At 67.2% G+C, this 13110-nt stretch carries 13 protein-coding genes, 1 tRNA gene and 1 riboswitch; of the genes, 11 read left to right on the top strand and 3 right to left on the bottom strand.

Going from position 1 to position 13110, the window contains the following annotated elements:
• Positions 1 to 56 precede the first annotated feature (56 nt).
• Positions 57 to 189, bottom strand: a riboswitch (TPP riboswitch).
• A 119-nt stretch (positions 190 to 308) separates the two neighbouring features.
• Positions 309 to 569, top strand: a complete 261-nt coding sequence (locus E2F48_RS09025; protein WP_133403667.1) for a DUF4235 domain-containing protein — start codon at positions 309 to 311, stop codon at positions 567 to 569.
• Between the two features lie 101 nt (positions 570 to 670).
• Positions 671 to 2035, top strand: a complete 1365-nt coding sequence (locus tag E2F48_RS09020) for an MFS transporter (protein ID WP_133404123.1) — start codon at positions 671 to 673, stop codon at positions 2033 to 2035.
• A gap of 212 nt (positions 2036 to 2247) precedes the next feature.
• Here the strand turns inward: E2F48_RS09020 and E2F48_RS09015 are convergent, their stop codons facing one another.
• The 3 genes from E2F48_RS09015 to E2F48_RS09005 form a co-directional block, all read right to left on the bottom strand.
• Positions 2248 to 2862, bottom strand: a complete 615-nt coding sequence (locus E2F48_RS09015; protein ID WP_133403666.1) for a hypothetical protein — start codon at positions 2860 to 2862, stop codon at positions 2248 to 2250.
• 707 nt (positions 2863 to 3569) lie between these two features.
• Positions 3570 to 4145 (bottom strand): dCTP deaminase, encoded by a 576-nt coding sequence (gene dcd, locus E2F48_RS09010; protein WP_120167593.1) that lies wholly within the window; start codon positions 4143 to 4145, stop codon positions 3570 to 3572.
• 18 nt (positions 4146 to 4163) lie between these two features.
• Positions 4164 to 5018, bottom strand: coding sequence for a tryptophan 2,3-dioxygenase (locus tag E2F48_RS09005; protein ID WP_133403665.1), 855 nt, complete (start codon positions 5016 to 5018; stop codon positions 4164 to 4166).
• A 117-nt stretch (positions 5019 to 5135) separates the two neighbouring features.
• On the opposite strand from E2F48_RS09005, the gene E2F48_RS09000 reads away from it, so the two are divergent.
• The 9 genes from E2F48_RS09000 (at position 5136) to E2F48_RS08960 (ending at position 13105) form a co-directional block, all read left to right on the top strand.
• Entirely contained in the window at positions 5136 to 6188 is a 1053-nt protein-coding gene (locus E2F48_RS09000; protein ID WP_133403664.1) for a M4 family metallopeptidase, read from the top strand.
• Positions 6185 to 6463, top strand: coding sequence for a protealysin inhibitor emfourin (locus E2F48_RS08995; RefSeq protein ID WP_133403663.1), 279 nt, complete (start codon positions 6185 to 6187; stop codon positions 6461 to 6463). The genes E2F48_RS09000 and E2F48_RS08995 overlap by 4 nt, the downstream gene beginning before the upstream one ends.
• A gap of 158 nt (positions 6464 to 6621) precedes the next feature.
• Positions 6622 to 6692, top strand: a tRNA-Gly gene (locus E2F48_RS08990).
• A 95-nt stretch (positions 6693 to 6787) separates the two neighbouring features.
• On the top strand, positions 6788 to 7213 hold the full coding sequence (gene panD, locus E2F48_RS08985) for an aspartate 1-decarboxylase (RefSeq protein WP_133403662.1): 426 nt from the start codon (positions 6788 to 6790) through the stop codon (positions 7211 to 7213).
• 236 nt (positions 7214 to 7449) lie between these two features.
• Entirely contained in the window at positions 7450 to 8763 is a 1314-nt protein-coding gene (locus tag E2F48_RS08980) for an extracellular solute-binding protein (RefSeq protein ID WP_133403661.1), read from the top strand.
• The gene (locus E2F48_RS08975) at positions 8760 to 9764 is read left to right on the top strand and encodes a carbohydrate ABC transporter permease (protein WP_246018728.1); all 1005 of its coding nucleotides are present in this window, start codon (positions 8760 to 8762) and stop codon (positions 9762 to 9764) included. Before E2F48_RS08980 ends, E2F48_RS08975 begins: the two co-directional genes overlap by 4 nt.
• On the top strand, positions 9764 to 10606 hold the full coding sequence (locus E2F48_RS08970) for a carbohydrate ABC transporter permease (RefSeq protein ID WP_133403660.1): 843 nt from the start codon (positions 9764 to 9766) through the stop codon (positions 10604 to 10606). The genes E2F48_RS08975 and E2F48_RS08970 overlap by 1 nt, the downstream gene beginning before the upstream one ends.
• A gap of 31 nt (positions 10607 to 10637) precedes the next feature.
• The gene (locus E2F48_RS08965; protein ID WP_133403659.1) at positions 10638 to 11999 is read left to right on the top strand and encodes an ABC transporter ATP-binding protein; all 1362 of its coding nucleotides are present in this window, start codon (positions 10638 to 10640) and stop codon (positions 11997 to 11999) included.
• A 125-nt stretch (positions 12000 to 12124) separates the two neighbouring features.
• Entirely contained in the window at positions 12125 to 13105 is a 981-nt protein-coding gene (locus tag E2F48_RS08960) for a hypothetical protein (RefSeq protein ID WP_133403658.1), read from the top strand.
• Positions 13106 to 13110 lie beyond the last annotated feature (5 nt).

The following is a 13110-nucleotide window of genomic DNA, read 5'->3' as shown; positions in this document are numbered from 1 at the left end:
TCCTGAGGTACAGGAGGGGAGGGCGCTCCGCCCACGGCACGCGTGCCGGTGGCGTTCACCCTGAGAACTCGACTCCCTTCGCCGGTACTAACCGGATCAGGTTCGAGGGTCTGCGGTGGTCCGCACTCTCAGCGCCCGGTTCCGTCGGCAGCCCTGCTGCGTCTGGTCGGCGCTCCCCTGTCGTATGTTTGCGCGACCGAGTCTACACCTGGTCCCGCCGGGGGCGCCCGTGCGGTTCTCCCCCGCGGTGCTGCCCGAGCCCGGCACCGCTAGGCTTGTTTGAGATTCAGTCAACTCAAGGAGATCCAATGCACCTGCTGATTAAACTGCTCGGTACCGGAATGGGCCTCGGCGCTGGGATCGTCGCCAGCAAGCTTGTCGACTTCCTGTGGGAGAAGATCACCGGTGAGGCCTCGCCCAAGGGCACCGAGGGACTTGAGAACACGGTCCGGTCGGCACTGGCTTTCGCCCTGATCTCCGGTGCCATAAGGACCACCATCCAGGTGTTCACCAACCGCACCATGCAGAAGGCGATCGAGCGGTTCGAGAAGACCCGCGACCTCACCTGAGCCGTCACTGAACGGCGCCGAAACGCGCCGAACGCGCCGGCCGGGCGGCGGGTCGGGGCGCCGGTAGCATTCACCCTATGACCAAGGACCAGCAGCTGCCGATGCCCGTAAAGAGTGCTGCTCCCGCGCCGCCGGACCGGCCCACCCGGATCCTCTCCCGGCAGGTCATGTCCTGGGCCTCGTGGGACTGGGGCTCCGCGGCCTTCAACGCGGTGATGACCACCTTCGTGTTCACCGTGTACCTGACCTCCGACGCGTTCGGCGGGGAGGAACGCGCCTCCTCAACGCTGGGCTGGGGCCTCGCCGCCGCCGGCCTGCTGATCGCCCTCCTCGCCCCGGTCACCGGCCAGCGGTCGGACAACGGGGGCCGCCGGAAGCTCTGGCTCGGCGTGAACAGCCTGATCGTGGCCCTGCTCACCGGGCTGTGCTTCTTCGTCTTCCCCCGGCCCGAGCTCCTTCTGCTCGGCGTGGCCCTGATCGCCGCGGCGAATATCTTTTTCGAGTTCGCCGGCGTGAACTACAACGCCATGCTCTCCCAGATTTCCACTCCGTCAAGCGTCGGCCGGATCAGCGGCTTCGGCTGGGCCATGGGGTACGTGGGTGGCATCATCGCCCTGGTCATCGTCCTCGTGGCCTTCGTCCAGCCGGTGGTGGACTGGGCCGGGTCCTCGACCAAGGAAGCCCTCAACATCCGCCTGGTGGCGGTCTTCTCCGCCCTGTGGTTTCTCGCCTTCGCCCTGCCCGTCATGTTCGCTGTACCCGAGGTGCCCCGGCAGCCTAAAGCGGCCCAGCTCGGCTTCTTCGCGTCCTACGGGCTGCTGATCCGGCGCGTGAAGGCCATTTACCGGACCAGCCCACACACCATTTTCTTCCTGCTGGCCAGCGCAGTCTTCCGCGACGGCCTCGCCGCCGTCTTCACCTTCGGCGGGATCATCGCGGCCGGCACCTTCGGCTTCGAGCTGAGCCAGGTGATCGTCTTCGCCATCGCAGGCAACGTGATCGCCGCGCTCGGCGCCGTCGTCGGCGGGTACTTCGATGACCGGGTCGGGCCCAAGCGGGTGATCGCGGCGTCGTTGATCGGCCTGCTCGTCGCCGGCTCCGCGGTCCTGATCCTCGGTGCCGAGACGTATTCCTTCTTCGGCATGGCGTGGACGGGTGCCACCACCTTCTGGGTGTTCGGCCTCCTGCTGACCCTGTTCGTCGGTCCCGCCCAGGCCTCCTCGCGTGCATACCTTGCCCGGCTGGCCCCGGAGGGAGGCGAGGGCGAGCTGTTCGGGCTGTACGCTACGACCGGGCGCGCCGTCAGTTTCCTCGCCCCGACCCTGTTCGCCCTGTCAATCGGCATCTTCGGCGCCCAGCGGTACGGCATCCTGGGGATCCTGGTCGTGCTGCTGGCGGGACTGCTCCTGCTGCTGCCGGTGAAGCCTCCGGCGCAGGTGGCTCCGGCCGTCGTCCCTGCGGCCTGAGGCGCCTGGCGTTCCGGAACCTTCGCTCCCCGCTCCCGGCACCGATACTGCATACCACCTCCTTCCGGCACACCCCTCCGCCGAATCAGCACGTCACCACGCTTTGAGGCGCCCATAACGTGGTGATCCGCCGAATCAACCTGACGACGACGGCGAAGACAGCAACGACAGCGTCGAGCGCCGCCCGTGGAACGGCTGCCGTGGATCTTCACCTACCCGACCAGGCGGCGTCCGTCCCAGCCGTTCCGCATCAGGGCGTCCCGAACCTTCATCACTGCCGCTGCCGAACCGAAAGCGTTCAAGAGGCGCGCGGTGATGATGACCTGTGTCCACCCGGCCCGGACCGTCGCTTCATTGCGCGCAATGTCCAACTCCTGTCGCCCCCGTTCGAAGTGGTGTGCTCCGTCGTACTGGATGGCGACCATGTACTCCGGATAGGCGAGGTCCGGCCATACGGTGTGACCGCCGGCTTCGTCGGCGACGACCCACCCCAGCACGGGTTCTGGAAGGCCCGCCCGGACGAGGGCAAGACGGAGCATGGTCTCGGGTGCTGAGTCACATCCCACGCGGAGCAGCGGCAACGCCGCCCCGGCGGTGCGCACTCCCCGTGACCGTCGGTGGGTCGTCAGCATCTGCGACAACTCTTCGACTGACGCCAGGGCGTCCCGCTTCTCCGCGAAGATCCTGTTGTTCCGGTTCACCACGTGGTCACCAGCCGCCACGAGGGCATCGACCGGGATGAGCTGCGCAAGGTCGAACCAGGTCCAGGCCGGGGTGGTGACCGCAATGTCTTCGAGCGTTGTCGTCTCCCCCGGCACCAGCTTCATTGAATGACCCCGAACGCCCTTTCGGCGAGGGGCGGATGTTCCGCGCGGACAAATGAGATGGACGGCAAAGCAATGCCGAAGATCGCCCGGCAGGGGCATCCCCCACAGGCGTGCAGCCGTCGAAAAACCGACAACCGCCCCCGGTGTCACTGTGAGCAGCGGGCGCAAGGAGTCGGCGAACGCCTGTGCGGCGCCCCACGGCACCCGTATTCCCCGGCTGGGGGTCGTGAGATCGGACGATTCGGTCCGCCGTCGGGAGACACCGGTGACCATCGCCTCCTCCAGGGTGAAGGAGCGGCCGGCGAGGGCCTGCGGCAGGGGTCGTGGAGAGCGCATGCGGCCAGTGTCGGGAAGATGCGGGGCCTTTGGCGCCCGATCCCCACTATGTGGATTCCGGCGGGCAACGCCGGCGCCGGCGCTCTCCACCGAAACTGCAGCTCACCACGTATCGCGCGCCCCGGAAGGTGGTTAGCTGCACACTCGCCGCTTGGCTTTACGCGCCCGACTCGCCCAGCGCCAGTGCTCCACGGCGAAACTGCAGCTCACCACGCTTCACGCACTCGAAAAGGTGGTTAGCTGCACACTCGGCGCTTGGCTTTACGCGCCCGACTCGCCCAGCGCCAGTGCTCCACGGCGAAACTGCAGATCACCACGCTTCACGCACTCGAAAAGGTGGTTAGCTGCACACTCGCCGCTTGGAGGGCGGACTAAATCGAGGTCCTGTGGAAGTTCAGGTGGCTGCGGGAGGCGGTGGGGCCGCGCTGGCCCTGGTACCGGTTGCCGTACTCGCCCGACCCGTACGCGTGCTCCGCCGGGGAGGTCAGCCGGAAGAAGCACAACTGGCCGATCTTCGACCCCGGCCAGAGCTTGATGGGCAGGGTCGCCATATTGGAGAGCTCAAGGGTGACGTGGCCGGAGAACCCCGGATCGATGAACCCGGCCGTGGAGTGGGTGAGCAGACCGAGGCGTCCCAGGGAGGACTTGCCCTCAAGCCGAGCCGCGACGTCGTCGGGAAGGGTCACCGCTTCGTAGGTCGACCCCAGCACGAACTCCCCCGGGTGGAGGATGAACGGCTCATCCGGGGCCACCTCGACGAGCCGGGTCAGGTCCGGCTGGTCCTCGGCCGGGTCGATGTGGGCGTACTTGTGGTTGTCGAACAACCGGAAGTACCGATCGATCCGCACGTCGACGCTGGACGGCTGGACCATCGCCGGGTCGTAGGGATCCAGCTCGATGCGGGAGGCGGAAATTTCGGCACGGATATCACGGTCGGAGAACAGCACGCTACAAAACTACAGGAGTCAGCGGCCGATCTCGGTGCGCACGGCGAACAGCTCCGGGAAGAAGGTCAGCTCGAGCGCCCGCTGCAGGAAGCCGACGCCGGAGGAGCCGCCGGTGCCCTGCTTGAAGCCGATGGTGCGGGCAACGGTCTTCAGGTGCCGGAACCGCCACAGCTGGAAATTGTCCTCGAGGTCCACGAGTTCCTCGCAGGCCTCGTAGACATCCCAGTTGGCCGCCGCGTTCTCGTATACCTCCTTGTACACCTGGACGAGCGCGGGGGTGAAGACGTGGGCGGTGCTCACGTCGCGGTGCAGCAGCTCCTCGGGGACCGCGTAGCCGCGCCGGGCGAGGTAGGCGATGAACTCGTCGTAGATGCTGCTTTCAGCGAGCAGCCCCGCGAGCAGTGAGTGCGCGGCCTCGTCGTCGGCGAACACCGCCAGCATGGCCTCGTTCTTGTTGCCGAGCAGGAACTCCACCGCGCGGTACTGGTAGGACTGGAAACCGCTCGCCGAGCCCAGGTCACCGCGGAACTCGGCGTACTCCGAGGGCGTCAGGGTGGCCAGCACGGACCACTGCTCGGTCAGCGAGCGCTGGATGTGCTTGATCCGGGCGATGCCCTTCATGGCGGCGCGCAGGTCGTCGGCACGCAGGAACCGGCGGACCGCGCCCAGCTCGTGGAGGACGAGCTTGAGCCACAGCTCCGACGTCTGGTGCTGGATGATAAAGAGCATCTCGTCGTGGTGCTCGGGCCGGCTGACCGGCTGCTGCGCGGCCAGCAGCAGGTCAAGGCGCAGGTAGGAGCCATAGCTCATCTTGTCGGCAAAATCGCGTTCGATCCCGGCCTCAAGGCTGCGGGTGTTCTTCTCGACACTCATGGCTCCACAGTACGACCAGCACCACCGCGGTCCACCGCCACGGGAACGGGTGTCGCGGCGGCGTGCCATTGATGGCGTCGGTGCCGGGGTCTAGGTTGGGACCAACCGAGGAGGCCCATGCACCCGCATCCGCACTGCAGCATCGTCCCGCCCCACCTGCTGGCCCACCTGGCGGCGGTCGACGACCCCCGCCATGCGGTGGCCGCCCGCGCCGCCCGCCGGGCCCTCGTGCAGCTCGACCCCCTGCTCGCCGACCGGGCGGAGGCCTTCGCGGCGCCGGTGCCGCCGCGCACCGCGGTGGGCCGGCCGCTGGAGCGGCGGATCTCCGACGCCGGAGGACAGGAAATCCTGCCGGGCACGCTGATCCGGGGCGAGGGCGACGGCGCGACCGGGGACGAGGCCACCGATGAGGCCTACGACGGCCTGGGCGCCACCGATGCCCTCTTCCGCGAGGTGTACGGAAGGGCGTCCATCGACGACGCCGGCCTGCCCCTGGCGGCGACCGTGCACTACGGGCAGCAGTACGACAACGCGTTCTGGGACGGTGAACGCATGGTGTTCGGCGACGGCGACGGCGACGTCTTCGGCCGCTTCACCCGGTCGCTAACGGTGATCAGCCACGAACTGACCCACGGCTTCACCCAGTACTCGACCAACCTGGTGTACGAGGGCCAACCGGGGGCGCTCAATGAATCCCTTTCGGATGTCTTCGGCGTACTCGTCGAACAGCACCACCTCCGGCAGACGGTGGACCAGGCCAGCTGGCTGGTGGGTGAGGGCGTTTTCACGGACCAGGTGCAGGGCCAGGCCCTGAGGTCCCTGGCCGCCCCGGGAACCGCCTACGACGACGACGTGCTGGGCCGGGATCCCCAGCCCGCGACCATGTCGGATTTCGTGATCACCGCTTCCGACAACGGCGGCGTGCACATCAACTCCGGCATCCCCAACCACGCCTTCTATCTCACGGCGCTGCACCTGGGCGGCTATGCCTGGGAGCGGGCGGGCAGGATCTGGTTCGACGCCGCGGTCGGCGGCGGCATCCAGGCCAACAGCGGATTCCGCCTCTTCGCCGATGTGACGCAGGAGGCGGCCCGCGCCCGGTTCGGGCAGGACTCGGAGGAGTACGAAGCGGTGAGGCAGGCGTGGGCGAAGGTGGAGGTGACCGGGTGAGGATCGAGATCTCCCGATCGGGGGGTTTCGCCGGCATGACCCGGACCTGGAGCCTCGAGGTGAGTCCCGCCGAGGCCGAGGAACGCTGGCTCCCGCTGGCGGACCGGGCGGCGGAGGCACCCCGCGGGGAGGAAGCCCGGCTGGAGCGGGACCAGCGCGACCGTTACGTCTATCACATCGTGATCGGGTATCAGGAGGTGACCCTGCCGGAGAGCCGGCTCGATGAGCCGTGGAAGGAACTGATCGAACGCGCCCGGCGAGGGTCGACCGGCTGACCGTCCGGACTCCAGGCCCCGCACGCCCCAGGTACCGCCCGGCACAGCACAGCGTCCGCCCGGTCCCCCGCCGGAACCGGGCCTGCCGCGCCGGAGTGCGGCGGTCGCGGCCGGCCCCGCCGAAATGTTGTAGGGTTATGGAGCGGTTCAACCGCAATGCGGGCGTAGCTCAATGGTAGAGCGCTAGCTTCCCAAGCTCGATACGCGGGTTCGATTCCCGTCGCCCGCTCTCCTTCCCCGCCGCGGCCCTCCGCGGCCCGTTCTCTGTGCGCTGTGAGCGATCCCGTCCTTTGCGCCTCACCGGCGGCAGTATCCTTGATCCTGATGAACCGGACAATGTTTAAATCCAAGATCCACCGGGCGACGGTGACGCACGCCGACCTTCACTACGTCGGCTCGGTCACCGTCGACCTCGATCTGCTCGATGCCGCCGACATCCTCCCCGGCGAGCTCGTATCGATCGTCGACATCACCAACGGTGCACGCCTTGAGACCTATACCATCGCCGGCGAGCGCGGCTCCGGAGTCATCGGCATCAACGGGGCCGCGGCCCATTTGGTTCACCGGGGGGACCTCGTCATCCTCATCACCTACGCATCAATGACGGACGAGGAAGCCCGGTCCTACGTCCCGTCCGTGGTCCACGTCGACGCCGGCAACCGCATTGTCCAGCAGGGCACCGACCCTGCCGAGGCCGTGACCGCGGACCTGCAGCGCCCGCCGCACGCCGTGGACGCAGCCGCCCGCTAGGCCCCGCTTGCAGGGGCCGGCCGCCCCCAAACCGGGCTCTGTCATGCGTTCGTCGTGGACGAGCGCCTTCTGCCTCCCCCGACACGTCCGGCACACGCGCATCTGATTAGTAAGCATCCTGTCTAGCGCATTCTGCGCTCGGGGCTTATGGTCAAAAAGCACGCAGGTTGTCTGGGCTGATGCCTCGCTTGAGGCGTCGGCTGGGTTTTCTACAAAGATGTGGAGGCTCGGTAGGTATGCCGACAAGGAAACGAAATTCCACCCGCAATCGATCGCGCGCCGGCACCGTGGCGTCGGTGCTGGCAGGCACACTGCTCCTGAGCGGATGCGGACCGGCGGACGGCACCAAGACCCTGACCTGGTACATCAACCCGGACGCCGGCGGTCAGGCCGACATCGCGGAGCGTTGCACCGAGGAGGCCGGGGGCGCCTACCGGATCGAGACCTCCCTCCTCCCCAGCGACGCCGCCTCCCAGCGCGAACAACTCGCCCGGCGCCTCGCAGCCGGAGACTCCTCCCTCGACATCATGAGCCTGGACCCGCCGTTCATCCCCGAACTCGCGGAGCCGGGCTTTCTTGCTCCTGTGCCCGACGACGTCGCCGAGAGCACCACGCAGAACGTTGTCGAGGGAGCCCTGGCGGGGGCCACCTGGAAGGACGAGCTGGTCGCCATCCCCTTCTGGGCCAACACGCAGATCCTCTGGTACCGCAAGTCCGTGGCCGAGGCGGCCGGGCTGGACATGTCCAAGCCGGTCACCTGGGATCAGTTGATCGACGCCGCCGCGGAGCAGGACAAGTACCTCGGCGTCCAGGGTGCCCAGGCCGAGTCGATGACCGTGTGGGTGAACGCCCTGGTCGAATCGGGCGGCGAGTCGATCATCGTCGACCCGGAAGCGCCCTCGGACGAAATTGAACTGGCACTCCAGTCCCCCGCGGGGCTCGAAGCGGCCCGGATCGTCTCCACGATCGGCAACGAGGGACTCGGCGGTCCCGGTCTGGCAACCCAGGACGAGAACACCTCGATGATCAACTTTCAGGGGGACAACGGCTCATTCATGGTGAACTGGCCCTTCGTCTGGCCCGCCACCAACGGTGCGGTCGAGGCCGGCACCCTCGATGCCTCATTGATCGAGGACATCGGCTGGGGGGTCTACCCCCAGGTCACCGAGGGCGAGGACTCCGCTCCGCCGCTGGGCGGCATCAGCCTCGGCGTCGGGGCCGCCAGCGACAGCCCGGAGCTCGCCTACGAGGCGATCGAATGCATCGTTTCACCGGAGAACCAGGCCGAATACTTCGTCAGTAACGGCAACCCGCCGGCCAACACCGAGGCCTACGAGGATCCACGGATCGAGGAGGCCTTCCCCATGGCCGACACCATCAGGGAGTCCCTTGAGCAGTCGGCCCCACGTCCGCAGACCCCGTTCTACAACGAGGTCTCAACAGGCATCCAGCAGACCTGGGCGCCCCCAGCACAGGTTGACCCCAAGGGCACGCCCGAAGAGTCGACCGAATTCATCATCTCCGTCCTTCGAGGGGAGCAACTGCTGTGACTTCTGCAATACCGGCAAGGCCCGTCAGCCCCGACCTTGAGCCGGACACAACACCGGGCGTCGGGCCGGGCGGCCCCTCCGATAAGAAGGCCACTGCCCAGTACAGTGACCGCGTCCGCGCCGAGCGCCGGCTCGGTTGGATACTCGCCGGACCGGCGTTCATCGTCATGCTGGCGGTGACCCTGTACCCTATCCTCCAGGCCATCTACGAATCCCTGTTCCAGTTCCGCCTCACCGCACCCGGCGAGCGCGAGTTCATCGGACTGGGCAACTACGCGGTGATCCTCAGTGACGGGGTGTGGTGGTCGGCCCTGTGGACCACCCTCCTGATCACCATCGTCACCGTCGCGGTCGAACTCGTTCTCGGCTTCGCCCTCGCCCTGGTGATGCACAAGGCCCTGAAGGCGGTGCGCGGTCCGCTGCGCACAGCGATTTTGGTGCCCTACGGCATCATCACCGTGGTCTCCGCCTTCGCCTGGTTTTACGCCTTCGACATCAACTCCGGCTACGTGAACAGCTGGTTCGCCTGGCTGCCGGGCATCGACTCCGACCTCAACTGGTTCGCCCAGGGGCCCACAGCACTATTCGTGATCATGGCCTCGGAGATCTGGAAGACGACCCCGTTCATCTCGCTGCTCCTGCTGGCCGGGCTGGCCCAGGTTCCCGATGAGCTGACCGAGGCGGCCAAGGTCGACGGCGCCACCTGGTGGGAGCAGATGCGCAAGGTCATCATCCCGAACATGAAGGCCGCGATCATGGTCGCTGTGCTGTTCCGGGCGTTGGACGCCTTCCGCATCTTCGACAACGTGTTCATCATGACCAACGGCGCATACGGCACCGAGGTGCTCTCCCTGCTCGCCTACCGGCAGTCGATCAGCAGGCTCGAGATCGGCCTCGGGTCGGCGGTCTCGGTCCTGTTGTTCCTGTGCGTGCTGATCATCTGCTTCATCGCCATCAAGCTGTTCAAGGTGGACCTCGCCGGGGCCCAGGGAGGTAAGTGATGACAAGTACAAAATCCAAGGTCCTGTGGGGCATCGTCACCGTGCTCGTCGCTGTCTACGCCCTATTCCCGGTGGCCTCCATCCTCGCCACCTCGTTCAAGGCGCCCAGTGACCTGACCAACCAGAAGTTCCTGCCCTCGCCGGGGCGGGCGACCACGGGGAACTACGAGCAGATCCTGGTCGGCGACGCGCAGGGGCTGTTCCTGACCGCGCTGCGCAATTCGATCGGCATCTGCCTGATCTCGACGTTCATCGCCGTCGTGCTGGCGACCCTGTGCGCCTATGCGATTGCCCGCCTGGACTTCCCGGGCAAGAAGCTCGTGCTGACCACCGCGCTGGCGGTCTCCATCTTCCCGGTCATCTCCATCGTGACGCCCCTGTTCAACCTGTGGCGGTCCATCGGTCTGTACGACACCTGGCCGGGGCTCATCATCCCCTACCTGTCGCTGACCCTTCCAATCTCCATCTGGACGCTCGCCGCGTTCTTCCGGCAGATTCCCTGGGAGCTCGAGCAGGCAGCGCAGGTCGACGGCGCCACGACCTGGCAGGCGTTCCGTAAGGCGATTGTTCCCCTCGCCGCACCCGGCGTGTTCACCACGGCGATCATCGCCTTCTTCATCGCCTGGAACGACTTCGTCTACGGCATCTCACTGACCTCCACCGAAGCGGCCCGTCCGGTGCCGGCGGCCCTGGCCTTCTTCACCGGCGCATCGCAGTTCGAAGCACCGACCGGGGCGATCTCTGCGGCGGCCATCATCGTCACCATCCCCGTCGTCGTGCTGGTGCTGGCGTTCCAGCGTCAAATTGTTTCAGGCCTGACTCAGGGCGCCGTCAAGGGCTGACGCCCCGGTTCAAGAAAAGGATTCCGACAAAATGGCTTCAATTACCCTCAACCACCTCGTCAAGAAGTACGGCGACGGCTTCCCTGCCGTCAACGACGTCAGCATCGACATCGCCGACGGCGAGTTCATCATCCTCGTCGGACCGTCGGGCTGCGGCAAGTCGACGCTGCTGCGCATGATCGTCGGACTCGAGGACATCACCGACGGCGACCTGCTGATCAACGGGACCCGGGTCAACGACAAGGCCCCCCGCGACCGCAACCTGGCAATGGTGTTCCAGAACTACGCCTTGTACCCGCACCTGACCGTCTATGAGAACATCGCTTTCCCGCTGCGGCTTGCCAAGGGGAAGCACAGCGATGAGGAGGTCGACCGCCTCGTCACCGAGGCCGCAGCGACCCTCGAGCTCACCGACCACCTGCAGCGCAAGCCGGCGAACCTCTCGGGCGGCCAGAGGCAGCGTGTGGCCATGGGCCGGGCGATCGTGCGCCAGGCGGACGCGTTCCTCTTCGACGAGCCGCTGTCGAACCTGGACGCCAAGCTGCGCGGGCAGATGCGCTCGGAGATCTCGCAGATGCAGCGTCGGCTCGGGGTGACCTCCGTCTACGTCACGCACGACCAGACCGAAGCGATGACCCTCGGGGACCGCGTAGCCGTCCTCAAAAAGGGCGAACTGCAGCAGATCGCCTCACCGCGGGAGCTCTACGAACAGCCCCGCAACCTGTTCGTGGCCGGGTTCATCGGCTCCCCGTCGATGAACTTCCTGCCCGCCACCATCGAGGGCGGCGTGCTGCGCACCGCGCTCGGTGACATCGCCATCCCCGCGGAGAAGGCGGCGAAGGCGGCCGGCAAGAAGGTGGTGCTGGTTGGAGTGCGTCCTGAGTTCTTCGAGGACGCCAAACTCGTCGAGGAGTCAAAGCGCGGACACGGCTCCACCTTCCGGGCCACCCTCTCCCACACCGAGTGGCTGGGCAACGAGCAGTACGGGTACATCAACTTTGATCCCGCCCCCGAGGTCCGGGAACTGCTCAACAACCTGGCCAAGGACATGGATGCCGACGAACTGCGCCCACAGGTCGTCGTCACCCTCGACGCCGCGAGCCGGATCCGCGGAGGCCGGGAAGCGGAGATCTGGCTCGACACACGCAAGCTGCACCTCTTCGACCCCGAGACCGGAGTCAACCTCACCCGTGACGAAGCCGCCGGAGCGGCCCTGACCGAGGAAGCGAACCAGGAACGGGCCGAGGAGATCGCCAATGCGCAGGGCGACGGGCACAGCACAGCATCCGGCTTCGCCAGCAGCAACACCGGCGGAGGCGCCCCGGCGGGGGCATCCGCCGGAGGCAGCTCCCGCGGCGGTGCCACTGCGGCGGGCGGCAAGCACACCAGTTGAGCTGAGCCGGTCCGGCCGCCGAAGCATGTTAGGACGCCGCCCCGCCACCGGTGGGGCGGCGTCCTGCCGTCCGCAACCCCTTAACCGCCGCAGGGTCCTGCACCGGCACCGGGTAACGTTGTAGCGTGCAAACCCCCCGCGTCGTCCGAGTGCTGGCAGCCTGGCTGCTGGCGCTCCTGCTGACGGTCGTGGGTTTTTTCGTGGCCGTGGTGGTGCTCAACGCCGGGGTGTACGGGCCGCAGCAGCAGGTGAGGGACTACTTCGCGGCGCTCAAGGAGGGCGACGGCGGCCTGGCCCTGGGCATCCTCAACGGGTCGGTGCCCCAGGCCGATGCGGCACTGCTCGACGGCCCGGCCCTGGCCCGCGGCGCGGCGGCGGTGGAGGACGTGCGGGTGCGGGACCCCGAGGAGACCGCGAACGGACATGTCGATGTGCCGGTGACCTACAGCATTGACGGAACCGACCACACCACCCGGTTCACCCTTGAGAAGACCGGAAGGCAGTGGTTCTTCTTTTCCACCTGGGAGTTCGTTCCCTCGACTCTTCCCACCGTCGATTTCTCGGTCGCCAACCTCACCGAGGCCATGCTCAACGGTGCCCGGGTGGCGCTGCCCGAGGGCCGCGGCCGTTTCGCGTCCCTTTACCCGGTGCGGGTCGAGGGCGGCTTCGAGGGCGAGTACTTCACCGCGCCGTCGAAGGCCGTCGCGGTGACCGACCGGTCCGCGGCGCCGAAGCTGGCGCTGCCGGCCGCGGCGACGGAGGAGCTCGTGAAGGCGGTGGACACCGAGATCCGGGCCTTCCTGGACGCCTGCGCGGCCCAGACCGTCTTCCAGCCCACCAACTGCCCGTTCAACTTCCAGACCAGCCAGCGGCTGGCCGGGGAGATTTCCTGGTCGATCACCGACTATCCCGCGGTCCGGATCGACCCGCACGACGGCGAATGGGTCATCGCGCCCCTTGCCGGCTCGGCCACCCTGTCGACCCGGCTGCAGGACCTGTTCACCGGCGCCATCTCCGAGGTGGAGGCCAAGCGTCCGTTCGAGTTCCTGGCCCGGCTGCGGATCGACGGCTCGATGGTCACCGTCACCCCCGAAATCGAGTACTGAGGCCG

The sequence above is a fragment of the Arthrobacter crusticola genome (assembly GCF_004357995.1).
In the GTDB taxonomy this organism is placed as follows: Bacteria; Actinomycetota; Actinomycetes; order Actinomycetales; family Micrococcaceae; genus Arthrobacter_D; species Arthrobacter_D crusticola.
Note: the sequence above shows the minus strand (reverse complement) of the source record. Positions and strands in the feature narration are given on the sequence as shown.